General features: G+C 71.8%; 22 protein-coding genes. 12 read left to right on the top strand and 10 right to left on the bottom strand.

The features are described from left to right. The first annotated feature begins 2 nt into the window (after nt 1–2). The 5 genes from AB0K12_RS41955 to AB0K12_RS41935 all read left to right on the top strand — a co-directional run bounded on the left by AB0K12_RS41955 (nt 3) and on the right by AB0K12_RS41935 (nt 7,250). Nucleotides 3–944, top strand: coding sequence for a sugar ABC transporter permease (locus tag AB0K12_RS41955; protein ID WP_345405677.1), 942 nt, complete (start codon nt 3–5; stop codon nt 942–944). Next, nucleotides 941–1,759, top strand: coding sequence for a carbohydrate ABC transporter permease (locus AB0K12_RS41950; protein WP_364573719.1), 819 nt, complete (start codon nt 941–943; stop codon nt 1,757–1,759). Before AB0K12_RS41955 ends, AB0K12_RS41950 begins: the two co-directional genes overlap by 4 nt. 17 nt (nt 1,760–1,776) lie before the next feature. Next, nucleotides 1,777–3,690, top strand: coding sequence for a beta-L-arabinofuranosidase domain-containing protein (locus AB0K12_RS41945; protein ID WP_364573717.1), 1,914 nt, complete (start codon nt 1,777–1,779; stop codon nt 3,688–3,690). Nucleotides 3,691–3,696: 6 nt separating this feature from the next. Further along, nucleotides 3,697–5,394, top strand: coding sequence for a CBM35 domain-containing protein (locus tag AB0K12_RS41940; RefSeq protein WP_364573715.1), 1,698 nt, complete (start codon nt 3,697–3,699; stop codon nt 5,392–5,394). Nucleotides 5,395–5,573: 179 nt separating this feature from the next. Further along, nucleotides 5,574–7,250 (top strand): SpoIIE family protein phosphatase, encoded by a 1,677-nt coding sequence (locus tag AB0K12_RS41935; RefSeq protein WP_364573713.1) that lies wholly within the window; start codon nt 5,574–5,576, stop codon nt 7,248–7,250. A gap of 7 nt (nt 7,251–7,257) precedes the next feature. Here AB0K12_RS41935 and AB0K12_RS41930 read toward each other — a convergent pair whose 3' ends face one another. Beyond that, nucleotides 7,258–8,019, bottom strand: a complete 762-nt coding sequence (locus tag AB0K12_RS41930) for a class I SAM-dependent methyltransferase (RefSeq protein ID WP_364573711.1) — start codon at nt 8,017–8,019, stop codon at nt 7,258–7,260. Nucleotides 8,020–8,094: 75 nt separating this feature from the next. On the opposite strand from AB0K12_RS41930, the gene AB0K12_RS41925 reads away from it, so the two are divergent. Continuing rightward, a complete protein-coding gene (locus AB0K12_RS41925; protein WP_364573709.1) occupies nt 8,095–8,937 on the top strand; it encodes a helix-turn-helix domain-containing protein in 843 nt (280 codons plus the stop codon). A 72-nt stretch (nt 8,938–9,009) separates the two neighbouring features. Next, a complete protein-coding gene (locus AB0K12_RS41920) occupies nt 9,010–10,167 on the top strand; it encodes an erythromycin esterase family protein (protein WP_364573707.1) in 1,158 nt (385 codons plus the stop codon). A gap of 12 nt (nt 10,168–10,179) precedes the next feature. Here AB0K12_RS41920 and AB0K12_RS41915 read toward each other — a convergent pair whose 3' ends face one another. The 5 genes from AB0K12_RS41915 to AB0K12_RS41895 all read right to left on the bottom strand — a co-directional run bounded on the left by AB0K12_RS41915 (nt 10,180) and on the right by AB0K12_RS41895 (nt 16,009). Then, nucleotides 10,180–11,910, bottom strand: a complete 1,731-nt coding sequence (locus AB0K12_RS41915) for a cytochrome c oxidase assembly protein (protein WP_364573878.1) — start codon at nt 11,908–11,910, stop codon at nt 10,180–10,182. A gap of 89 nt (nt 11,911–11,999) precedes the next feature. After that, complete coding sequence (locus AB0K12_RS41910; RefSeq protein WP_364573705.1) at nt 12,000–12,959, bottom strand: LLM class flavin-dependent oxidoreductase; 960 nt, start codon at nt 12,957–12,959, stop codon at nt 12,000–12,002. A gap of 88 nt (nt 12,960–13,047) precedes the next feature. Beyond that, the gene (locus tag AB0K12_RS41905; RefSeq protein WP_364573703.1) at nt 13,048–14,394 is read right to left on the bottom strand and encodes a fumarylacetoacetate hydrolase family protein; all 1,347 of its coding nucleotides are present in this window, start codon (nt 14,392–14,394) and stop codon (nt 13,048–13,050) included. Next, a complete protein-coding gene (locus tag AB0K12_RS41900; RefSeq protein WP_364573701.1) occupies nt 14,391–14,861 on the bottom strand; it encodes a hypothetical protein in 471 nt (156 codons plus the stop codon). The genes AB0K12_RS41905 and AB0K12_RS41900 overlap by 4 nt, the downstream gene beginning before the upstream one ends. Beyond that, nucleotides 14,858–16,009, bottom strand: a complete 1,152-nt coding sequence (locus tag AB0K12_RS41895; RefSeq protein ID WP_364573699.1) for an epoxide hydrolase family protein — start codon at nt 16,007–16,009, stop codon at nt 14,858–14,860. Before AB0K12_RS41895 ends, AB0K12_RS41900 begins: the two co-directional genes overlap by 4 nt. A 197-nt stretch (nt 16,010–16,206) precedes the next feature. On the opposite strand from AB0K12_RS41895, the gene AB0K12_RS41890 reads away from it, so the two are divergent. From AB0K12_RS41890 to AB0K12_RS41880, 3 genes are all read left to right on the top strand, one after another. Continuing rightward, on the top strand, nt 16,207–17,154 hold the full coding sequence (locus AB0K12_RS41890) for a LysR family transcriptional regulator (RefSeq protein WP_364573697.1): 948 nt from the start codon (nt 16,207–16,209) through the stop codon (nt 17,152–17,154). A gap of 402 nt (nt 17,155–17,556) precedes the next feature. After that, nucleotides 17,557–17,889 carry a YnfA family protein gene (locus tag AB0K12_RS41885; protein ID WP_364573695.1) on the top strand — a complete coding sequence of 111 codons (333 nt, stop codon included), beginning with the start codon at nt 17,557–17,559 and terminating at the stop codon, nt 17,887–17,889. Nucleotides 17,890–17,966: 77 nt separating this feature from the next. Then, nucleotides 17,967–18,626 carry a maleylpyruvate isomerase family mycothiol-dependent enzyme gene (locus AB0K12_RS41880; RefSeq protein WP_364573693.1) on the top strand — a complete coding sequence of 220 codons (660 nt, stop codon included), beginning with the start codon at nt 17,967–17,969 and terminating at the stop codon, nt 18,624–18,626. Between the two features lie 60 nt (nt 18,627–18,686). Here the strand turns inward: AB0K12_RS41880 and AB0K12_RS41875 are convergent, their stop codons facing one another. After that, nucleotides 18,687–19,160: a hemerythrin domain-containing protein gene (locus tag AB0K12_RS41875; RefSeq protein WP_364573691.1), complete on the bottom strand. Its 474-nt coding sequence runs from the start codon at nt 19,158–19,160 to the stop codon at nt 18,687–18,689. A gap of 110 nt (nt 19,161–19,270) precedes the next feature. Then, nucleotides 19,271–19,420, bottom strand: coding sequence for a GPGG-motif small membrane protein (locus tag AB0K12_RS41870; protein ID WP_345405630.1), 150 nt, complete (start codon nt 19,418–19,420; stop codon nt 19,271–19,273). 216 nt (nt 19,421–19,636) lie between these two features. On the opposite strand from AB0K12_RS41870, the gene AB0K12_RS41865 reads away from it, so the two are divergent. Next, nucleotides 19,637–20,062, top strand: a complete 426-nt coding sequence (locus tag AB0K12_RS41865) for a peptidase inhibitor family I36 protein (RefSeq protein WP_364573689.1) — start codon at nt 19,637–19,639, stop codon at nt 20,060–20,062. A 47-nt stretch (nt 20,063–20,109) separates the two neighbouring features. Here the strand turns inward: AB0K12_RS41865 and AB0K12_RS41860 are convergent, their stop codons facing one another. Then, complete coding sequence (locus AB0K12_RS41860; protein WP_364573687.1) at nt 20,110–20,655, bottom strand: dihydrofolate reductase family protein; 546 nt, start codon at nt 20,653–20,655, stop codon at nt 20,110–20,112. Nucleotides 20,656–20,693: 38 nt separating this feature from the next. Then, a complete protein-coding gene (locus tag AB0K12_RS41855; RefSeq protein ID WP_364573685.1) occupies nt 20,694–21,590 on the bottom strand; it encodes an SDR family NAD(P)-dependent oxidoreductase in 897 nt (298 codons plus the stop codon). Between the two features lie 56 nt (nt 21,591–21,646). Here AB0K12_RS41855 and AB0K12_RS41850 point away from each other — a divergent pair, with 56 nt between their 5' ends. Beyond that, nucleotides 21,647–22,213: a TetR family transcriptional regulator gene (locus tag AB0K12_RS41850; protein ID WP_364573683.1), complete on the top strand. Its 567-nt coding sequence runs from the start codon at nt 21,647–21,649 to the stop codon at nt 22,211–22,213. Nucleotides 22,214–22,239: the final 26 nt, after the last annotated feature.

Raw genomic sequence — 22,239 nt, 5'->3', positions numbered from 1 at the left:
CCATGACCTCGCTGCACACCCGAGCGGGCGCGGTGCGGGAAGCGGCGCACGCCGCTCCCCGCCGGCGGCGGACCGGGCGGTGGACCGCCGCCGCCTTCCTCGCCCCGCTCATCATCTACATGATCGTCTTCTACGCCTATCCGCTCTACCGCAACATCGACCTGAGCCTGCACGACTACACGCCGCGGGCGTTCATCCAGGGGAACCCGGAGTTCACCGGCCTGGCGAACTACCGCGCCATCCTCTCCGACGACACCTTCCTGCGGGCGCTGCGCAACACCGCCGTGTTCACGCTGGCGTCCATCGCCGCGCAGTACCTCATCGGGCTGGCGCTCGCGGTCTTCTTCCACCGCAACTTCCGCCTGTCCGGCGTGCTGCGGGCGCTGTTCCTGGTGCCGTGGCTGCTGCCGCTGATCGTCTCGGCGTCCACCTGGTCGTGGCTGCTCAACAGCGACAACGGCATCGTGAACGCGGCGCTGCAGGCGTTCGGCATCGGCCAGATCAACTGGCTGACCTCGCCGGACACCGCGCTGCTCGCGGTCACCGTCGCCAACATCTGGCTGGGCGTGCCGTTCAACCTGGTCATCCTCTACGCCGGGCTGCAGAACATCCCCGGCGACCTGTACGAGGCCGCCGGCCTGGACGGTGCGGGGCCGTGGCAGCGCTTCACCCGCATCACGTTCCCGCTGCTGCGGCCGGTGACGCTGATCACGCTGCTGCTCGGGCTGATCTACACGCTCAAGGTCGTCGACATCATCTGGATCATGACGCGCGGCGGCCCGGCCGACGCCTCGACGACGCTGGCCATCTGGTCGTACCGGGAGGCGTTCGGCACCGGGCAGCCCGACTTCTCGCCCGCGGCGGCGGTCGGCAACCTGCTCATCCTCATCGCCTTCGTGGCGGGCCTCGTGCACGTGCGCCTGCAGAGGGAGGAAACGGCATGAAGACCCGCAGAAGCGGCTGGAAGACGGCGCTCGGCGTGGTGCTGGCGGGCGTGATGCTCTTCCCCGTCTACTGGATGGTCAACGTCTCGCTCACCAAGACGCGGGACCTGCGGGCCGACCCGCCGCACTGGTTCCCGTGGAACCCCACCTTCGAGGGATACGCCGCCGCACTCGGCCAGCAGCTGCCCGCGCTGGCGACCAGCCTGTTCATCGGCCTCGGCACGGTCGTGCTGACGCTGGTGGTGTCGCTGCCGGCCGGGTTCGCCCTGGCCAGGCTGCGCCCGCGCGGCACCCGGCTGCTCGACTTCCTGCTGCTGGCCGCGCAGATGATCCCCGCGGTCGTGATGGCCATGGGCTTCTACGCGATCTACCTGCGGCTCGGGCTGCTCAACACCGTCTGGGGTCTGATCGTGGCGGACTCGACGCTGGCCGTGCCGTTCGGGGTGCTGCTGTTCCGCGCGTTCATGGCGGGCATCCCGCAGGAGGTGCTGTCGGCGGCGCAGATCGACGGGGCGAGCACGTGGCGGTCGTTCCGCTCGATCGTGCTGCCGCTCAGCCGCAACTCGGTGATCACCGTGTCGCTGTTCGCGTTCCTGTGGGCGTGGTCGGACTTCATCTTCGCCTCGACGCTCAACCGCAGCAGCGACGTCATCCCGATCACGCTCGGCATCTTCCGCTACATCGGCAACAACACCACGCAATGGAACTCGATCATGGCCACCGCCGTGATCGCGTCGCTGCCCGCGGCGTTCCTCCTCGTCCTCGCGCAGCGTTACATCGCCGCCGGGGTCACCGCGGGCGCCGTCAAGGACTGAAAGAAAGGTAACGCCGTATGACCAGCCCCGTGCTGCCCTCGCACGGCCGGGTACGCCCGCTCGGGCTCACGCAGGTCTCGCTCACCGGCGGGTTCTGGGGCGGCCGCCAGACCGTGAACGCCACGGCGACGCTCGCCCACTGCGAGTCGTGGATGGAGCGCCTCGGCTGGCTCGCCAACTTCGACCGGGTCGCCGACGGCACCACCAGCCCCGACCGGCCCGGCTGGTCGTTCTCCGACTCGGAGGTCTACAAGCTGCTGGAGGCGCTGTCCTGGGAGAGCGCCAGGTCGGGCGACCCCGAGGCGGAGTCGGCGATCAAACGGCTGACCGCCCGCGTCGCCCGCGCCCAGGACCCGGACGGCTACCTCAACACCTGCTTCGGCCATCCCGGCAGGCCGCCCCGCTACAGCGACCTGGAGATGGGCCACGAGCTCTACAACACCGGCCACCTGCTGCAGGCCGCGGTGGCCAGGCTGCGCACCGCGGGCGACGACGACCTGGTCCGCGTCGCCCGGCGGGCCGCCGACCACGTGTGCCGCACGTTCGGCCCCGACGGGATCGACGGCGTCTGCGGGCACCCGGAGATCGAGGTCGGGCTGGCCGAGTTCGGCCGCGCGCTCGGCGAGCCGCACTACGTCGAGCAGGCCCGCCTGTTCATCGAGCGGCGCGGCCACGGCAGGCTGAAGGACATCCCGCTCGGGCGCGCCTACTTCCAGGACGACATTCCGGTACGCGAGGCGGACGTGTGGCGCGGCCACGCGGTGCGGGCCCTCTATCTGGCCGCCGCGTCGGTGGACGTCGCCGTCGAGACCGGCGACTCCGGGCTGCTCGACGCCGTGCGGCGGCAGTGGGAGCGCTCGGTGGCGCGGCGCACGTACGTCACCGGCGGCATGGGCTCGCGCCACCAGGACGAGGGCTTCGGCGAGGACTGGGAGCTGCCGCCGGACCGCGCCTACTGCGAGACCTGCGCCGGCGTCGCCTCGATCATGGTGTCCTGGCGGCTCTACCTCGCCACCGGCGACGTCCGCTGCGCCGACCTCATCGAGCGCACGCTCTACAACGTCGTCGCCACCTCGCCCAGCGCCGACGGTCGGGCCTTCTTCTACGCCAACCCGCTGCACCAGCGCGCCGCCGGACGGCCCGCCGACCCTGACGAGGTCAGCCCCAGGGCCGAGGCGGGCGTGCGGGCCGCGTGGTTCGACGTGTCCTGCTGCCCGACGAACGTCGCCCGGACCCTGGCCGGCCTGCACGCCTACCTCGCCACCGTGGACGACGACGGGCTGCAGCTGCTCCAGTACGCCGCCGGCGAGATCCGCGCCGAGCTGCCCGGCGGGCGGCCCGTGGCCCTCGACGTCGAGACCGCCTACCCCGACGACGGCACCGTCCGCGTCCGCGTCGTCGCCGGCCCCGACGAGCCGTGGACGCTGTCCCTGCGCGTGCCAGGCTGGGCGGACGGAGCCACGCTCACCGAGGGCGGGCGGACCACGACGGTCGCGCCAGGGCTGGCCCAGGTGCGGCGGGCCTTCGCGGCCGGGGACGAGATCGTCCTGGAGCTGCCGATGACGCCCCGCTTCACCTGGCCCGACCCGCGCATCGACGCCGTACGCGGCTGCGTCGCCGTGGAGCGCGGGCCCGAGGTGCTCTGCGTGGAGTCGGCCGACCTGCCCTCACCCGGCGTCCTCGACGCCCTCACCATCGACGCCGGTTCCGCCCCGCGCGCCGTCCCCGGCGGCGCCGTGGTCCGCGGCCGGGCCCGTGGCGTGCCCGACCAGGCCTGGTCCTACCGGGACCGGCCGCTCAGCGGCGACGGCGGCGACTGGTTCGACGTGCCGCTGCGGCCGTACCACGCCTGGGCGCGGCGCGGACCGTCCGCCATGCGGATCTTCCTCCCCATCGCCGACCAGCACCCCCCGACACAGGAAGGAGCCTGACCCCCCATGGCCCGTACGCTCACCGCAATCGCGTTAGCCCTGGTCACCACGGCCGCCACCGTGGTGACCGGCGCCGCACCGGCCGCGGCGGCCGGCGCGACGCTCACCGTCGACGTCGCGCGCCCGTTCCGCCCGGTCACCCACGCCGCCTCAGGCGGCCTCTACGGCCTGGCGGAGAACAACCGCCCCGCCGACTCGACCCTGCTCCCCATCAAGGTCAACTCACTCACCCAGCCCGCGCCCGGCGTCGGCCAGCGACCCAACGGTCAGCCGCCCGGCGGCGACTCCCTGCTCATCGCCCCGCAGGCCGACCGTGTCGGCGCCGGCCAGTACATCCGCATGCCCGACATCTACCCCGACTTCCCCTACCGGTGGGTGAGCTGGGACGACTGGCTGGCCAAGGTGAACACCATGGTCAGGGCGCGGCTCGCGGCCACCACCGTCACCAACGTGCTCGGCTGGGAGCTGTGGAACGAGCCCGACTACACCTGGAACACCAGCGCCGCCGGGTCGTTCAACGACGGGTGGGTGCGGACGTACCGGGCGGTGCGGGCGCTGGACACGCTCACCCCGATCGTCGGCCCCAGCACCGCCACCTACAACCGCTCGTGGATGCAGGCGTTCCTGACCCGCGCCCGCGACACCGGCACGCTGCCGGACATCATCTGCTGGCACGAGCTGCAGAACCCCGACCGCATCGCCGCCGACATCGCCGACTACCGCAACCTGGAGGCGTCGCTGGGCATCAGCCCGCGCCGCCTGTCGATCAACGAGTACGCCGCCCCCGCCGAGGTGGACGTGCCCGGCCGCATCGCCAGTTACGTCGCCAAGCTGGAGCGCGGCGGAGCCGAGTCGGCGCACCGGGCCTTCTGGTACGAGTACGGAACCATGAACGGCCTGGTCACCGGCAACTCCCAGCCGACCGGCACGTGGTGGCTGTACAAGTGGTACGGCGACATGGCCGGAAACATGGTCACGACCACCACCTCCTCGTCCGGGCTCGACGGGTTCGCCGCCTACGACCCCACGCGCAGGATCGTCAACGTGGTGTTCGGCAACGAGTCCGGCACCAACACCGTCAACCTGACCGGGCTCGGCGCGCTGGGCTCCAGCGTGCGGGTCACGCTGCTGTCCACGCCGTCCAGCGGCCGGTTCACCGCCGTCGGCGCGCCGGCCACGGTCTCCACCACGACCAGGACGGTCAGCAACGGGCAGCTCAGCGTGTCCGTGCCGAACATGGTCGCGACCAGCGCCTACCAGCTGCTCGTCGAGCCCGCCTCGGGCGTGCCCGCCTTCCAGCAGCGGTACGAGGCCGAGAACGCCTCTGTCTTCCGCGCCCAGCGGCTGACCGCCTCCAGCGCGTCGGCCGGCGGGTACGTGGGGCGCATCGACAACTCGGGTACGCCGCGTACCGACAGCTACGTGGACTTCGTGGTGAACGTGCCGAGCGCTCGGGCGTACACGCTGACCATCGGCTACGCCAACGGCACGGGGGCCACCGCCACGCAGGGGCTCGCGTACAACGGCGGGGCGTGGAGCACGGTCAGCTACCCGCCGACGGCGGCGTGGGGCCAGTTCGGCGCGACCGTCAGCACGACGGTGACGTTGCGGGCCGGCTACAACGTCATCCGCCTCGCCAAGGGCTCCCCGTACTTCGCCGGCGGCACGGGTTACGCCGAGCTGGACTACATCCAGCTCACCTGACCCCCGTCCGGACGCGCCGCCGCACGGATCACCATGACCCGCGCGGCGGCGCATCCGCGCAGCTCATCCCGCATATCCGGGCATGGGGTGGAAATGGGTCCCTCATGGGCACACCCGTGAATCGGCCCGGCGGGGAGCCGGCGGAATCGCCCAGCGACGTGGGCGACGAGCTTGCCGCTGTGCGGCCCTTTCTCGAGCCGATGTTGCTGCGCACCCCCATGGCGATCGCCATCTGGGACCGGGACCTGCGGTGCGTCTGGCGTAACGACGCGGCCAGGGCGTTGCAGCACGTGTTCCCCTACTACCAGGTCGGCCGCACCCTGTCGGACCCCGAGCCGGGCCTGGACACGCGCAGCGCCAGGCAGGCGATGCTGCAGGTGCTCGCCGACGGCGTCCCGCAGATCGACCGTGAGGCGCACTGGACGTCGCCGGGCCGGAGCGAGGAGCACAAGCTGTCCACCTCGTTCTTCCGCCTGGAGGATCCGGACGGCCGCCCGGTCGGCCTGTGCTCCATGGCGCTGGACATCGGCCACAGCCGCACCCACGACCGCCTGACCCTCCTGCACGAGGCCAGCATCCGCATCGGCAGCACGCTGGACGTCCGCCGCACCGCCCAGGAGCTGGCCGACCTGGCGGTGCCCGCGCTGGCCGACTACGTCACCGTGGACCTGGCGGAGGCGGTGCTGCCGGGGGCCGAGCCGCTGCAGCGGCTGGAGGCGACGGAGGACAGCGTGCCCGCCTTCTACCGGGCGGGCGTGACCTCCATCCACGACGGCCTGCCGGAGTCGCTGTGGGAGCGGGGCCAGGCGGTGTTCGTGCCCCCGTCGTCGCCGTTCACCACGGTGCTGGACTCGGGCCGCTCCCACTTCGAGCCGTTCCTGGTCACCGCCCCGGGCACCTGGCTCGACCGGGATCCCGACCGCGCCGAGATCATCCACGCCGTCGGCATGCACTCGCTGATCATCGTGCCGCTCAAGGCGCGCGGCGACATCCTCGGCGTCGCGGTGTTCGTCCGTACCGACAACAAGGTGCCGTTCACCAAGAGCGACCTCGCGCTCGCCGAGGGCCTGGGCGCGCGGACGGCGCTCGGCCTGGACAACGCCCGCCAGTACACCGTGGAGCGCACGGCCGCCCTGGCGCTGCAGCGCAACATGCTGCCGCCGCGCCTGACCGGCACCGGCGAGGTGGAGCTGGCCTCCCGCTACATGCCGTCCGACGTGCACGACGTGGGAGGCGACTGGTACGACGCGATCCCGCTGCCCGACGGCCGGATCGCGCTGGTCGTGGGCGACGTGACCGGCCACGGCATCCACGCCGCGGCCACCATGGGACGGCTGCGGATGGCGGTGCGCACCCTCGCGTACGTCGACCAGCCGCCCTGCGCGCTCCTCACCCACCTCGACGACATGCTGGTCAGGCTGGCCGACGAGAGCGCCGACGCGTGCCGCGCCCGCCTCGGCACGGCCGGCGCGACCTGCCTGTACGCCGTCTACGACCCCGCCACCGGGCGTTGCCGGCTCGCCTCGGCAGGCCATCCGCCGCCCGCCGTCGTGCACCCGGGCGGCACCGTCTCCTTCCCGCGCCCGCCCACCGGCACTCCCATCGGTCTCGGATTCGGCATGTTCGACTCGCTGGACGTGGACCTGCCGCCGGGCAGCAGGATCGTCCTCTACACCGACGGCCTCATCGAGACCAGGGAGGCCGACATCGAGGCGGGCATCGACCGGCTCGGCGCCGCGCTCGCCGCCGCCGCGCGGCTGCCGCTGGAGGACTTCTGCGACGCGGTGGTGCGGACGATGGTGGGCGACGGCGCGGAGGACGACGTCGCCCTGCTCGCCGCCCAGATCCGCCGCTGACGATCCGTCATGGAACGCGGCGGGCCAGGTGGAGGATGAGGTCGCCGGTCATCTCCACGGTCGCGGGCAGCACGTCCAGGATGCGGGCCAGCACCTGCTCGCGCTGCTCGTCCGGCAGCATCAGGTAGGCCGAGACGGTCGACAGGTGGCCGGCGTAGTCGCGGGCGCTGAGCTCGACGCGCCGCTCGATCACGTGCTGCTCCACGTCGCCGAACCACTCCGACCGCTCCAGCTCGCTGCCCGGCCACTGCATGGCGGCCTCGGGAGGCGTCCCGTCAGGTGCCGGGATGGTGTCGTCGGCCAGGTACGGCTCCCGCGCCGCCGCCACGGCCGCCGCCACCGCGGGGTCGGCGAGCAGCAGCGGCCCGCCGCACGAGGCGAACACGCCGCCCGGCTCCAGCAGCGCGGCGATGCGCGCCCACCGCTCGCGCCGGTCGGTCCAGTGCAGCGCCGCCGCCGCGAACACCAGCGGGTACGTCGCGCCGGGACGCAGCTCCTCGAACGCGGCCCGCACCGGCGTGACGTTCGCCGGGACGTGTTTGCGCAGCTCGGCGAGCATGGCGGGGTCGGGCTCCGTCGCGGTGACGGCGACGCCGTGCCGGGCCAGGACGCGGGTGGCCTTGCCGGTGCCCGCGCCGATCTCCAGCGCCGTCGTGACCGGCCGGCCGGCGTACTCCAGGACCAGGCGGGCCAGCTCGTCGGGATAGCCGGGACGGTACCGTTCGTAGGCTTCTGCGATCGTGCCGAAGCTCAGGGCGCGTTGCGACATGCCCAGCATCCTGGCACGCCGGCCACGTGCGGGGCAGGCCGCGGACCCGAGGACGGCGCGCCATAGCATGGCTGCGTGCGATCAGCGCAGCCGATTCGCGGACCGCGGTGGGACATCACGGTCCCCGCGCGGCCGGGCCGCCTGGCCGGGGTCACGATGGCGGGGTTCAGCGACCAGGCCAACGAGTACCACGAGCTCGCGCTGGTGCCCCACCCCGCGGTGACGGTGCTCGTCGAGCTGGGCGAGCCGTCGTTCGTCATCGAGGACGACCACGGCGCCCGGCAGAGCGAGCGCGTCGTGGCCGGGCTCGCGCCCAAGGGTGTCAGAGGTCGGGGGCTGACCAGGAAGACGGCCTGCCTCCAGGTGCGGCTTTCGCCGCTGCTCGCCCACGAGCTGCTGGGCGCGTCGTCGGAGCTGGGCGGCACGGTGCTCGCGCTCGACGACCTGTGGGGGCGCGCGGCCGTACACCTCCAGGAGCGCCTCACCGCCGCCGCCACCTGGGAGGAGCGCTTCACGATCGCCGAGGACGCGCTGATCAGACGGCGGGACGACGTCCGCAGGACGGTGGATGCCGAGGTGGCCCACTGCTGGCGGCAGATGGTGGCCCGCCGGGGCCGGGTCCGCGTGGAAGGGCTCGTCACCGAGGTCGGCTGGAGCCGTAAACGCCTGTGGTCGCGCTTCCGCGCGCAGGCGGGCCTCACACCCAAACGGGTCGCCCAGCTGATCCGCTTCGACCACGCCGCCCACCGGCTGGCCGCCGGCCACGCCCCCGCCGCGGTGGCCGCCGACAGCGGCTACGCCGACCAGTCGCACCTGCACCGGGACGTGGTGGCCTTCACCGGCATGACCCCGGCGGCGGTGGCGGCGGCGCCGTTCCTGGCGGTGGACGACGTCGCCTGGCCTGACCTGCACGGTTGAGACTTTCCGCAGCCTTTCCCAGGGGATTCTCCGCTAAGTTCACACCGAAAGTTCAACGATACCGTTGAAGGCATGGACATCAAGGACATAGCGCGTCCTCTCGACGGCGCCGCCCTGTCGGCCTTCCTCGGCTCGCTGCCCGCCCGCCCCCGGCTGCTCGGGCTCGGCGAGGCCACCCACCGCGTCAGGGAGCTGCGCGACCTGCGCAACGAGCTCTTCCCCCACCTGGTCGAGCACGACGGCTACCGCGCGATCGTGCTCGAGATCGACTGCCTCAAGGCCCGCATCGTGGACGACTACGTCACCATCGGCAAGGGCAGTCTCGACGAGGTCATGGAGCACGGCTTCAGTCACGGCTTCGGCAGCCTGCCCGGCAACAGGGAACTGGTGCGGTGGATGCGGGCGTACAACGAGGAGCATGACGAGAAGCTGCGCTTCTTCGGCTTCGACGGCCCGCTCGAATACTGGGCGCACAGCCCGCGCGAGGCGCTCACCGGCCTCTACGACCTCCTGCGCGAGCCGTACCCCTGCACCCGCGAGACCCTCGACGCGCTGCTCGGCGCCGACGAGCACTGGTCGGAGGAGGAGTCGGCGATGAACCCCGCCCGCTCGATCGGCCGCTCCCCCGAGGCCGTCCGGCTGCGGGTGATCGCCGACGACCTGGTCGCCCTGCTGGAGACGCAGAAGCCGCAGCTGAGCGACGAGGACAGGGAGCAGGCCGAGCTGTACGCGCGTACCGCCACCGGCCTGCTGCGCTACCACTATTGGCTGGCCGACGACTCCCCCGCCCGCTGGACCCGGCTGTCGGCCCTGCGCGCGGTGATGATGGCGGACAACCTGTGCGCCATCGCCGAGCGCCACGGCCCCGCCCTGGCCTTCTCCCACAACCTGCACCTGCAGCGCAACGAGTCCACCATGCCGTTCGGCGACGACGTGCTGCGCTGGTCGAGCGCGGGCGCGATCGCACAGACCAGGCTCGGCCCCGGCTACGCCTTCCTCGCCTCTGCCCTCGGCACGGTCGCCGGCGAACCCCCTTCCCCTGACACCGTGGAGGGCCGCATGGCCACCCTCCCGTGGGACCGCTCCCTCCTCGACGCCGGCCGCCTCGCCACCGTCCCCGGCATGAGCACCCGCGTCCCGCCCGACTTCGCGTACTTCCCCCTCGACCCCGCCCACCTCGCCACGGCCGACGCCGTCGTCTTCATCAGGGAGACCACCGAAGAGATGTGAGCTCCTACCCCTTTACCATGCAGATTTACTCGATCCCCGGACGGACTGTGCCTTGAGAAACGTGGCCAGCGTGAGCAGGGGGACGACCAGGAGCAGCGCTCCCGCCAGGTACTGGTCGGTGATGAGGTCGGGGGCGTCGTGGGGTCTGGCCAGGGCGAACCAGCGGGCCGCGACAGGGGAGGCCAGCAGCAGGTACGCCCCCACCCCCGCGTACGTCAGGCCCGCCACCGCCGCCAGCCGTCCCCGCCACCCGGGTGGGAGGGCCGGCCGGTCAGGGCCCACCAGCGCCCACGCCGTCACCAGGCCCACGGCGAGGAACAGCAGCTCGGTGCCCAGGTGCTCGGCGTAACCGGTCATCGACCAGGCCAGCCAGCCCGTTCCGTACAGGAGCAGCGCCATGGCGGGCCAGGCGACGGCCAGGCCCATGGCGACGCGCGGGCCGAGCCGCTTCCTGAGGGCGTCGGAGCGCGCCGCCAGCGTGACCGGCGCCCCCCCGGCCAGCAGCAGCGGCACGACCAGCGCCAGCACCACGTGCTGCAGCACCTGCGCCGACAGCATCGCCCGCGCGTACCCGCTCACCCCGCCGAGCAGCACCAGGGCGGCCAGGGCGAGCCCGGCGTACCAGGCGATCGTGCGGGCCCGCGGCCAGTCCAGGACCCGGCGCAGGCCGGCCAGGTACGCGACGGCGGGCACCGCGAGCAGCAGCACGACCAGCGGGTCCAGCCGTACCTCGGTGATCAGCGCGGCCGGGGAGAAGGGCGCGAGCGCGTACTCCAGCGCCGGATGGGCGTGCGCGCCGGCCTCGCCGCCCGCCGGAGGCGGGGTGCGGGCCAGGCCGACCGCCAGCCCCATCGCCACCGCCATCACGACCAGTTCGCCCGCCGCCAGCCGGACGAACGTCCTGCGCACGCTGCGGCCGGCGACGCCCGCGACCGTGCGCCGCCGATGCGCCCACCCGAACCACCCCAGCACCGCCAGCGTGGCGACCTTCGCGAGGAGCAGCATCCCGTACGGGCTCTGCCACAGGTCGGCCGGCGTGCCCAGCCGTACCCAGCCGCTGACCGCGCCCGAGAAGGCGACGGCGGCGAAACAGCACAGCGCGATCGTGCTGAAGCGCCGCAGCACCACCGGCAGGTCGCCGGAGCGGCGGAAGTGCACCAGCACCGCGCCCAGCCCGCCGACCCACACCGCCATCGCCGCCAGGTGCACCATCAGCCCGGACACCGCGAGGTCGTGGTCGCCGGCGGAGGCGGCGTGGCCGACGTACGCGGGAGGCAGCAGCCCCGCCGCCGCGATCACCAGCGGCACCCAGCGCGGCAGGCGCGGCGCCATGGTCGCGGCCGCCACCACGAACGTGACGGCCACGACCAGCAGCAGCGCCCGCGTCTGCGGCAGCCCCGCGCCGAACCCGAGCATTTCTGGCTGGGCCAGCAGCTCGCCGACCGGCATCGCAATGAAGCTGGACAAGGTGAGCAGATAGGTCACCAAAGAGGAGAACGCCCACGCGAGCGCCCACCACCCGGCCGCCCGCAGACACGACTCCCGCTCGGGCGCCGCGGCCGGCGCCAGCACGGACGCCGCCAGCAACGTCCCCGCACAAGCCGCCGCACACGCCTCGTACACCAGCCGGGCCAGCGGCAACCCCCACTCAGTGACCGGCCCGGCGGAGGGCAGCCCGGCGATCTGCGGCACTCCGGCCCCGCCCCCGAACCGCAACGCCCCTACCAGGACCAGCGCCCCCACACCGGCCAAGGCAACGACGTAAACCCTTGGGTACCACCGCTCGTTCAGCCGCGCCCCCGCCCGAGCATCGAACCGCGCATGAACCGTCATCAGGCACCACTCCCAGCCGCGTACACACGGGTACGCACGAGCGGCGCCCCCGGTTCAAGGGCTGGCGGGGGCGAGCGCCGCACAAGACCGCAAGCCCCCGCCCGACCGTTCAGGTGACGATGTCGGCGAGCCGGGTGACCTCGTCGAGGGCGTCTGTGGCGGGAACGAAGATGATCTCGTCGAGACCGAGGTCGGTGGAGTCCGCGATAGCTTTCTTGATCATTTTTGGGGTGGTGCAGAGCACCACGTTTGGTGGCGATGTCTCTGGGGGCCTGCAGGTAGAAGTCCTGGATGTTCGCCCGGCCGGTCTCGGTGTCGCCCAGCGCGAAGTAGGCGAGCACGACGAGCTTCGGGGCGCCCTGGCGGCCCGCTTCCCGCCAGGCCCGTTTCGCCGCCTCGAAGCTGGGCGCCGTCATGGCGGACGGCAGCGAGCCGCCGATGTAGCCCTCGCCCCAGCGCACCATGCGGTCCAGCGCGCGAGCGGAGTATCCGCCGAACAGCATGGGGACCTGCCGGGTTCCCGATGGCACGGCCGGGTACGGTCCGTTGCCGGCCGGCGCGCCGCCCCAGACCTCGCGGTAGATCGCCAGGTCGGCTTCCAACCGCGCGCCGCGACCGTGCAGGTCGTGCCCGGGCACGGTGAATTCGTCCTCGCGCGATCCGACGCCGACCCCGAGGGTGAGACGGCCGCCGGAGACACCGTCGATGCCGGCGATTTCCTTGGCCAGCAGGGCACCAGGCCATGTCGGGGCCAGCAGAACCGCGCTGAGCAGGCCGATCGTGGTGGTCGCCCCCGCCGCGGCCGCGAGCGCGACGGTGTCGCTCACACCCGGGTACGCGTAACGCCCAGTCGTGGCGAGGGTAGAAAACCCGGCTTCCTCAGCCCGGCCCGCCCAGCGCGGAATGGTCGAGGCGGTGACGTCGCGCACCTGATTCGGAAGTCCGATGCCGATCTGCACAGGGGTTCCTCTCTGCGATTGGGTCAATGTGCCAGTCAGGGCCCGCCAGGAAGGGCGAGCCGGGTGGGTTCAACCTGGCTGGTGGGGTTCAGGCGCCGCGCTCGACCAGCGCTTTCAGCCGCGGCAGGCTCTTCTCGATGGCCTCGGCATCCCGCCTGCTCCAGGCGGATCCCGCTACGCGCTCTCCCCACGGCGAGGTGGTGAAGTCGCAGGTCTCGGTGACCAGGGTGCCGCCCTCGACTTCCTCGAGTTCGTAGCGCCAGCGGTGCCGGCCCGGATGGGCCCAGGCGATGCGGCGGTTCTTCTCGTACTCCAGAACCGTGTTCGTCACCTCGTAGGGCACGTCGAACAGCACCATCGAGACGCTGAACTCCGAGCCCAGGGTCAGGCGGTCGGGGGCGGTGATCGTGTCCGCGACCGTGCCGGACCCGTCGAAGTGGGCGTGCCGGCGGGGATCGGCGATCACATCGAACACGGCCGCTGGGGGAGCGGCGATCAGGATACTCCGTGCGATCATCATCTCGGGTACGAGCTTTTCGCCCTTGTCGACGATCCGCGCCTCTACCGTGCCGAGTCGCTCCACCTCGACCCGGACCGTGTCACCGGGCGTGAGGTAGTCACGGTGCTCGGACAACTCGAAGATGCATCCGGTACCGACGGGCCCGCTGGCGATGATGTCACCGGCCCGCAGCGTGGTGTCCCGCGACGCGTGCGCCAGCATCTCGCCGAAGGACCAGTGGATCTCGCCCCAGCTGCCGCCTCCGTACAGTTCGCCGTTGACGTAGCCGTTCATCGTGAGCGTGTAGCCCTTGCCCGACCGGTGGGGTTCCAGTTCGTCGGGTGTGACCAGGTACGGGCCCAGGCTCGTCGCGGCGTCCTTGCTCTTCGAAGGCCCGAAGACGAAACCCATCTCCCGGGCGGACAGGTCGCGCGCGCTCCAGTCGCAGTAGACGAGGTAGCCGGCGATGTGGCTCTCGGCCGTCGCCGCGTCCAGGTCCGAGCAGTCGTCGGCGATCACGGCCGCGACCTCGACCTCGTAGTCCCATGACTTCGTCCCCGCCGGAACGGGGACGTCGTCGCGCGGGCCCCTGATCGCGGCCGGGTTCGAGAAGTGGAAGACCGGCTCCTTGTACCAGATCGGGCTGACCGTGCCGTCGCCGCCCGCGACGACCGCCGCGTTGCTGACATGCCGCTCGAAGGCCGCGAAGTCCCGGACCGACGGAGGCACAGGAATCGGCGCCAGGACATCCGCCCAGGCCAGATCTACGATCTCGGCCGGGCTCGACGTCACCAGGGCGGCAGCGGCCTCCAGCCCTTCACCGGAGCGCAGCAGGTCCAGCAAGGTGACCCCGGCGGCGTGACCGAGGATCTTAGCTCCCTGCACCAGCCCGCAACGCTCCGATCCGTCGGACGATCGGTAACTGACCCACTTCATCGTTCGGGCACCTCGATGTTCTTTTTCGAGCGCGGCCGCTCGGCCAGCACCTTCTGGGTGTACTCGTACAGACGCCGGGCGTCGGCGGGCGAGGAGGCGCGCGGGTCCAGCGGAACGGTGCGCCCCTCGCTGACGGCCACCAGCCGGCCGTGGGCGCCTGCGTCCAGGAAGGGCAGGATCTCCCGGACCGCGACCTCCACGGGCTTGCCTGTGGCCCGCGACCGGGCGATGTGCGCGGCCTCGGCGGCGTCGAATTCGCCGGCGAAGCTGGTGGAGACGGTGCCGGGACGGCGTTCACGTACCTCAGGCTCGTCGAGCGACAGCGCTCGACGAATTCCACGGCGAAGGCGGCGTTCAGTGGCCGGGTCGATGCCGAGCACCACGACGCGGTCGCCCCGATCGACATGGGTCAGGGCCAGGGCACGGCCGATGCCGTCGGTGCCACCGGTGATGACGACCGTCTTCACTCCGTCACCGTCCGCGCGAACTTGCGTACCTCTTCTGCGAACAGTGCGGGCTGCTCGAACGCCGCGAAGTGGCCGCCGGCGGGGACGTCGTCGTTGAAGTAGCGCAGGTCCCGGTAGGCGCGTTCGGCCCAGATCCGCGGTGTGCGGGTGAGTTCGTCGGGGAAGACGCTCACGCCCACCGGCAGGTCCAGTTCGGTCAGCCCGAGGGGCTCCCGGGCGTACTCCCAGTACAGACGGGAGGAGGAGGCGGCTGTCCCGGTCAGCCAGTACAGGGAGATGTGGTCGAGTATCTCGTCCATGGTGAAGGCGTCGGGGGCGGCCCAGTCCAGGAACTTCTCGTAGATCCAGGCGGCCTGCCCGGCGGGAGAGTCGGTCAGGGCGTAGCCGATGGTCTGCGGCCGGGTGCGCTGCAGCAGGTGGTAACCGGAGTGGGCGTCGATGAACACCTTGCCCTGGGCGAGGGCTGCGGCCTCTTCGGGGGTCGGCTCGTCGCTGACCGGCGGCATGGCGAGGAATTCGGGGAAGTTCACGTGGACGGCACGCAGGCCGGGCGGGCGCTGCCTGCCCATGCGGGTGGCCACCACGCCGCCCCAGTCGCCGCCCTGAGCCAGGTAGGAGTCGTACCCCAGGCGCTGCATCAGCACGGCGTAGGCGGCTGCGATCCGGTCCGGGTTCCAGCCCCCGGTGGTGGGCGCGTCCGAGAATCCGTAGCCGGGCATGGACGGGATGACGACGTGGAAGGCGTCCTGTGCGTCCCCGCCGTACGCGAGCGGATCGGTCAGCGGGCCGGTCACCTTCAGGAACTCCAGGAACGATCCGGGCCATCCGTGCAGCAGCAACAGGGGCGTCGCGTTCTCGTGGGCGGAGCGAACGTGCATGAAGTGGATGGCCAGGCCGTCGATCGTGGTACGGAACTGGCCGATGTCGTTCAGGTGCTGCTCAATCTTGCGCCAGTCGTAGCCGGTGGCCCAGTAGTCCAGCAGTTCCCGCAACCGTCCGAGCTGCACGCCCTGGCTGCCGTCCGGCACGGTCTCCGGGTCGGGCAGGCGTACCCGGCTCAGCCGTTCTCTGAGATCGGCCAGCGCACTGTCCGGGATGTCGATGTCAAAGGGCAGGACACTGTCCTGGCGATCTGTGTCTGATTGCATGATCTTCGGCTTCTCCGTGAGCGGGTGTTGTTGCCTGGCCGGGGAATTCCGGCGTCGCGGCAAGCCGGCCGGCGATGCCCGCCAGGCCCGGCTCCAGCAGGTCCACCATGCGGCTGGGCCACCCGTCCCGTCCAATGAAAGATCCGGAAGTGGTAATACGCTTTGCGTATAACCGCAGGCGGGCTACTCTGACCTGTGTGGCTGACGCATTCCCCGACCCCGTCGACCTCGACCTGAGACTGGTGCAGTGCTTCGTCGTCGTCGCCGGGCACCAGCACTTCGGCCGTGCGGCGGAGGCACTGCACACCACCCAGCCGTCGCTGAGCCGTCAGATCCGGCGTCTCGAGCAGCAGCTCGGCGTCCGGTTGCTCGACCGTACGACGCGGGGCACCCGCCTGTCCGAGGCCGGCGAGGTCTTCCTGCCCTTGGCGGCCGGGCTGCTGCGCTCGGCCGGCCAGGCCATGGCCCGCACCCGGGCCGCCGCCCGGCCGCATGAAATCACCATCGGCTACACCCGCGGCCTGCTCATCACCCCGGCCGTACGCGCCTTGCGGAAGGCGGAACCCGCAGCAGAGGTGAAGACCCGCCTTCTGGCCTGGAACGATTCGCGATCAGCGCTCCTGGAGCACCGCGTCGATGCGGTCGTGACCCGGCTGCCGTTCGTCACCGACCAGCTACGCGTCACGGTCCTGTACGACGAGCCCCGCGTCCTGGTGGTGCCGCTCGATCATCCTCTCGTCGGCCGGGAATCGGTCACGCTCGACGACATAGCCGACGAGCCGATTCCTCACGTCCGGCACTCCGATCCACTGCTGAATGCCTACTGGCGCCTGGACCCTCGCCCTGACGGGCGCCCGGCACCGGACGGTCCGCTCGCCGAGGATCTCGAGGACAAGCACGAGCTCATCGCCGCGGGGCAGGCCGTGGCCATCGGCCCGCCCCTCGACTACGCCACCGGCCTGCATCCCGGTCTGACCACGATCCCGCTGCGCGGCATCGAACCGAGCCAGGTCGTCCTCGCCACACGTTCCAGCGACCGGAGCCGCCTGGTCGCGGCGTTCCGCAAACACGCCGAGACCCAGTTGCGCACGCACCGGAGCCACGCCGCGCCGGTATCCGCCGTCACGCAGACTGAGCGTTCGTGACTATCGGCTTGGATCACATCGAGCGGATCAGAACCACACGCACTTGGCCGTTGACACCGACCAGCCCGCCTGTCCATCCCCTTCGACCAGCCCAACCCGTCCAGGTGGTGCACGAAGGGAACGCTGCGGTGCACGTCCAGGACAACGAGTCCGGCCCGAAGAAGAGCGCGTCCAAGGCTGGCAGCGCGTGTGATGCGAGCTCTTCCGCGTCATCCCGACGGCTTTCGGCCACAAGAGGGAGGCAATCTGGGACGTCCCCGCCCCCGGCACCCCGGTCGTCTGCGACATGAGCATCGCTTCCGGCACACCCCGGCAGCGCCTGGACGAATACCGCGAGCTGTTCGGCCGGCCGCGGATCATCCCGCGGACGAGCACCCCCTGATGTGCGGTGTACTACCTGCCATGACCATCCTGCGCTCGCTGCTGCTGTTCGCCCTGGCCGCCCTCGCCGAGATCGGCGGCGCCTGGCTGGTCTGGCAGGGCGTCCGGGAGCAGCGCGGGCTGCTGTGGATCGCCGCCGGCGTCGTCGCCCTCGGCCTGTACGGCTTCGTCGCCACGTTGCAGCCCGACGCGAACTTCGGCCGCATCCTGGCCGCCTACGGCGGGGTGTTCGTGGCGGGCTCGCTGGCCTGGGGCATGGTGGTGGACGGCTTCCGCCCCGACCGCTGGGACGTCATCGGCGCCCTGGTCTGCCTGGCCGGCGTCCTCGTCATCATGTACGCCCCACGCACCTGACCCGGCGAGCGATGATTTCGGGCCGCCGCGCGAGTCCGTACCTGCTGACTGTTACACCACTCATGAAGAAGGACGATATGAGGGACGCACGACGGCAGGCCGCTCCCCCGGACGGCGGCTGGGCGCTGGTGCACGCCGAGCGGGCGGCACTGGCCGACGACCTGGCGGGGCTGACCGAGGAGCAGTGGGCGACGCCGTCCCTGTGCGAGGGGCTGAGCGTGCGCGAGGTGCTCGCCCACCTCACCTCCGGCGCGAGCCTGAACGGCGTGCGGTGGCTGGCGGGCGTGATCCGGTGCCGGTTCGACTTCGACCGGCAGGTCGCGATGCGGCTGGCCGAGCAGCTGGGCGCGGACGCGGGCGAGACGCTCGGCCGGTTCCGCCGGGTCGTCACCAGCACCACGAAGCCGCCGCTGCCGGTGATCGCGATGCTGGGCGAGACGATCGTGCACGGTGAGGACATCCGCCGGCCGCTCGGCATCCGGCGCGCCTACCCGATCGGCACCCTCACCCGCGTGGCCGAGTACTACCAGGGCACCGACATGGTGCTGCCCGGCAAGAGGCGGATCGCCGGGCTGCGGCTCGCGGCCGAGGACGGCCCGTTCGCGACGGGGTCGGGGCCGCTGGTGTCGGGGTCCACGCTGGCGCTGGTGATGGCGATGACCGGGCGGGCGGCGTACTGCGACGAGCTGACCGGCGACGGCGTGGAGGTCCTGCGCGAGCGGCAGGGCATGCGGTGATCAGAACGGGACCGCGCCGGATGCGGCGCGGTCCCGTTGCGAGGGGTCCTGTTCAGGTGGTCATTGGGTGGCGCTGGGGATCTTCAGGGGGTCCCGGGGCGCGTCGCTCTTGGCCTGGGCCATCCGCTCGCCCAGCTCCTGCAGCCGCTTGCGGCCCAGGGCCTCGCGGACCTGGGGGAACCACTCCTGTTCCTCCTCCTCGACGTGGTGACGGACGTTCTCCATGAGAACGGTCATCTTCGCGTCGTAGTGCTCGTCGGCGGGGTCGAGCTTCTTGAGCTCCGACAGCATCCAGACGACGACGTGGTGTTCCTCGACGCTCTCCAGGACGTGGTCGTCGGTATCGGGCACGTCGGCGCGGACGGCCGGGTAGAAGATCGTCTCTTCGATGTACGTGTGCGCGGTCAGCTCTTCGATGACCTGGGCGACGATCTTCTCTTTTTCCTTGTGGGCCTTCGGCCCGGCCTTCTCGAACTGCTTGAACAGCTTCTCCACGGTTTTGTGGTCGTCTTTGAGCAGCACGATGGCGTCCATGGAGCGCTTTCTCCTCAGGGGTGTGCGGGGGACGTGTTCGTACGGGGGCGGGCCGGCCGCACGCTCGGCGGCCGGACGTGGCCCGCGTGGGGGCCCGGTCGTGCCGGGCGTCAGACGTTGAAGATGCTCACCCCGCCGGGGCCGACCAGCAGTCCGACGACGATGAGGACGATGCCCCAGAGGATGTCGCGGCGGGCCAGCAGCACGTAGACACCGGCGACGACGAGGATGACGGCGAGAATCCAAAGAAGAGTAGCCATGGGACCGCGACTGCCCTGAGGCCGGGCCGGGAAACGGGATCCCGCGCCGGGTGCGGTAACGCTTCGATCACGGCCGAATGCCAAGGTGACCGCTCGGCCAGGTCGGCGTACCGCCATGAACTGCGCGATGTCACTGTGCGTAACTGTTCTCCTTCGCATGGTTACGAGATGGTGAGGTCGTCAGATCCGCAGCACTCTCATGGAGGTAACACCCCGATGCGCCGCATCACCACCACCGCCGCCCGCCTGCTGACCGGCCTGGCCGTCGCCGCCGCGGTCACGGCCACCGCGCTCCCCGCCCAGGCCGCGCCCCGCCTGGCGCTGCCGGAGGGCGTCTTCCGGCTCGCCGACGGCCAGCCCTGTCCGTGGGCGACGCTGTGCCTGTACCGGGACTACAACCGCAGCGGCCCCGCGTACGGCGTCCGCGCGGGCTACGACGTCGACCTGTTCGACCTGCCGATGCCCGGCGGCGTCGGCGGCCCGACGGCGGCGAACAACGTCTCCTCCTGGGTCAACCGCACCGGCTCCACCGCCGTCCTGGTCGATCTCCGGCGGCTCAGGATCAGGCTGCTCCTCCCCGGGCGGTCGCTCGAGGAGCCGCCCGGCGACAACGACACGGTGGACTTCCTGCGCTGGCGCTGAGCCGCCCCGCGAGCCGCCGCCCCGGCACCGGCGGGCGGCGGCACCCCTCACCGCACGCGGTAGCGCATGTGGGCGGCGACGCCGCCGACGGGCGCGCCCAGGGGCTCCAGCTCGGCCCGCACGCCGCCGAACAGCGGCGTCCCCTCGCCCAGCAGGAACGGCATGACGTGCAGGTGCACCTCGTCCAGCAGGCCCGCCACGAGCAGGCTCCTGGCCAGGTCCGCGCCCAGCACCAGAACGTCCTTGCCGTCCGCGGCCTCCTTGGCGCGCCGCGCCGCCGCCTCCAGCCCGTCGAAGGAGAACCTGCCTCCGTTGTCGCCGGTGAAGTCCTCCTCGATCCGGTGGGTGACCACGAAGCCCGGCGCGTACGGCCAGGGCGTGCCGCCCCACGGGCGCAGGCCCAGCTCGAACGTGCGGCGGCCGATGAGCGCGGCCCCGACGGAGGCGTCCACCTCCTGGCGGATCGCCGGCTCGGCCGCCATCCACTCGTGCAGCCGCTCGCCGCCGTCGCCCATGGGCTCGTCCATCCGTACGCCGGGGCCGGCCGAGAAACCGTCGAGGGAGATCGACACGTCCAGCACGATCCTGCTCATGGTGCACCTTCTTCCGCTCCGAGTTGCTCCGTCACCTGTCAGTCGGAGCCGTCCCGGCCGTCTCGACACACCGGCGCGCGATTTCCGGTCAGTTCCTCGCACAGCGCCCAGACGGCGTCCTGAGCCCGGCGGTCGAGCGCGGCGGCCGGCCAGGCCGTACGCCGGCACTTCGCGTCGAAGTACGCCCCGTTCACGCCCTCCACCTCGGGACTCGACGCGAGGTGGATGCTGGAGCGGGCCGGTCTCGCCAGGTCGGCGAGGAGCCGGGGCGCGGCCAGGCGCAGGAGCGGGACGAGCGGGCGGTAGGCGTACGGGAAGCCGGCCATGGTCATCGACCGGTTCATCGGGGTGTGGGCGTGGCCAGGGTAGGCGACGTTCACCGTGACGCCGGTGCCGGCCACCTGCTCGGCGAAGCGCAGGCTCATCGCCATCAGCATCGTCTTGGTGTGGTTGTACTGGCTGAACGTCCAGCCCAGGTAGCGGCGCCCGGCCTGCAGGTCGCCCGGGTCGATCGGGGTGCCGGGGATGCCGCCGGTGAGGTTGACGACCCGGCCGGTGAGCAGGGGCAGCAGCAGGCGGGTCAGCGTGTACGGCGCCAGCACGTGGGCGGCGAACGTGAGCTCCACGCCGTCCTCGGTGAGCGTGCGGCGCGGCGGGTGGGCGCCGACGTTGTTGACCAGGACGTCGAGGCGGTCGCAGCGGGCGGCCACGTCGGCGGCGAGCCTGGTCAGGTCGCGCTGGCGGGTGACGTCGGCGGCGATGGCCTCGGTCCTGCCGCCGATCTCGGCGGCGGCCTGCCGTGCCCGCGAGAGGTCGCGGCCGACCAGGATCACCCGGGCGCCCAGTGCGGCGAGGCCGCGGGCGGTCTCCTTGCCGATCCCGCCGGTGCTGCCGGTGATCAGGACGGTCTTGGGGGTTCCATCGCTTGAGAGCATGAGCCCAAATATGACACCGAGTGCCACACATGGCAACAGGTGTAGGATGTGCGGTCATGGAAGGTCTGCGAGATCGCACCAGGCGTGCCGTACGCGCCGAGCTGGCCGGGCGGGCGCTGGAGCTGTTCACCGAGCGCGGGTTCGACGAGACGACCGTCGACGACATCGCCAGGGCGGCCGGGCTGTCGAAGCGCAGCTTCTTCCGCTACTTCCTGGCCAAGGAGGACGTGCTGTTCGGCGGCGTCGAGGCGCTGGCCGGGCAGGTGGCCGCCGAGATCGCCGCGCGGCCCGCCGGCGAGGGGCCGTGGGAGTGCCTGCACGCGGTGCTGCGCGACTGGGAGGCACGGATCAACACCCAGGTCGAGGTGATGCGGCTGATCGAGGACACGCCGGCGCTGCGTACCAGGCTGCTGCAGAAGCGCGACGAGGCGCGCGGCCGGATCATCGAGGCGCTGACGGGGCGCGGGGTGCCCGAGCTGGAGGCCGACCTGGCGGCGGCCGCGGCCGGGGCCGCGCTCGACACGGTGGCCCGCGAATGGCTGCGCACCGGCGGCTCCGCCGACAGGACCGCCCTGACGGACCGCGTCTTCAGGATGCTCCGCCCGGCCTTCCTCGCCTCCTGAGCTCGCGTTCGCCGCCCGTAAGGCGG

Origin of the sequence: Nonomuraea sp. NPDC049419 (genome assembly GCF_040676995.1) — a bacterium.
Classification (GTDB): Bacteria; Actinomycetota; Actinomycetes; order Streptosporangiales; family Streptosporangiaceae; genus Nonomuraea; species Nonomuraea salmonea.
Note: the sequence above shows the minus strand (reverse complement) of the source record. Positions and strands in the feature narration are given on the sequence as shown.

Excerpts from the sequence above, each read along its gene's own strand:
- AB0K12_RS41955 (WP_345405677.1), top strand. The coding sequence starts at position 3 with ATGACCTCGCTGCACACCCGAGCGGGCGCGGTGCGGGAAGCGGCGCAC.
- AB0K12_RS41950 (WP_364573719.1), top strand. The coding sequence starts at position 941 with ATGAAGACCCGCAGAAGCGGCTGGAAGACGGCGCTCGGCGTGGTGCTG.
- AB0K12_RS41945 (WP_364573717.1), top strand. The coding sequence starts at position 1,777 with ATGACCAGCCCCGTGCTGCCCTCGCACGGCCGGGTACGCCCGCTCGGG.
- AB0K12_RS41940 (WP_364573715.1), top strand. The coding sequence starts at position 3,697 with ATGGCCCGTACGCTCACCGCAATCGCGTTAGCCCTGGTCACCACGGCC.
- AB0K12_RS41930 (WP_364573711.1), bottom strand. The coding sequence starts at position 8,019 with ATGTCGCAACGCGCCCTGAGCTTCGGCACGATCGCAGAAGCCTACGAA.
- AB0K12_RS41920 (WP_364573707.1), top strand. The coding sequence starts at position 9,010 with ATGGACATCAAGGACATAGCGCGTCCTCTCGACGGCGCCGCCCTGTCG.
- AB0K12_RS41905 (WP_364573703.1), bottom strand. The coding sequence starts at position 14,394 with ATGAAGTGGGTCAGTTACCGATCGTCCGACGGATCGGAGCGTTGCGGG.
- AB0K12_RS41895 (WP_364573699.1), bottom strand. The coding sequence starts at position 16,009 with ATGCAATCAGACACAGATCGCCAGGACAGTGTCCTGCCCTTTGACATC.
- AB0K12_RS41885 (WP_364573695.1), top strand. The coding sequence starts at position 17,557 with ATGACCATCCTGCGCTCGCTGCTGCTGTTCGCCCTGGCCGCCCTCGCC.
- AB0K12_RS41880 (WP_364573693.1), top strand. The coding sequence starts at position 17,967 with ATGAGGGACGCACGACGGCAGGCCGCTCCCCCGGACGGCGGCTGGGCG.
- AB0K12_RS41875 (WP_364573691.1), bottom strand. The coding sequence starts at position 19,160 with ATGGACGCCATCGTGCTGCTCAAAGACGACCACAAAACCGTGGAGAAG.
- AB0K12_RS41870 (WP_345405630.1), bottom strand. The coding sequence starts at position 19,420 with ATGGCTACTCTTCTTTGGATTCTCGCCGTCATCCTCGTCGTCGCCGGT.
- AB0K12_RS41865 (WP_364573689.1), top strand. The coding sequence starts at position 19,637 with ATGCGCCGCATCACCACCACCGCCGCCCGCCTGCTGACCGGCCTGGCC.
- AB0K12_RS41860 (WP_364573687.1), bottom strand. The coding sequence starts at position 20,655 with ATGAGCAGGATCGTGCTGGACGTGTCGATCTCCCTCGACGGTTTCTCG.
- AB0K12_RS41855 (WP_364573685.1), bottom strand. The coding sequence starts at position 21,590 with ATGCTCTCAAGCGATGGAACCCCCAAGACCGTCCTGATCACCGGCAGC.
- AB0K12_RS41850 (WP_364573683.1), top strand. The coding sequence starts at position 21,647 with ATGGAAGGTCTGCGAGATCGCACCAGGCGTGCCGTACGCGCCGAGCTG.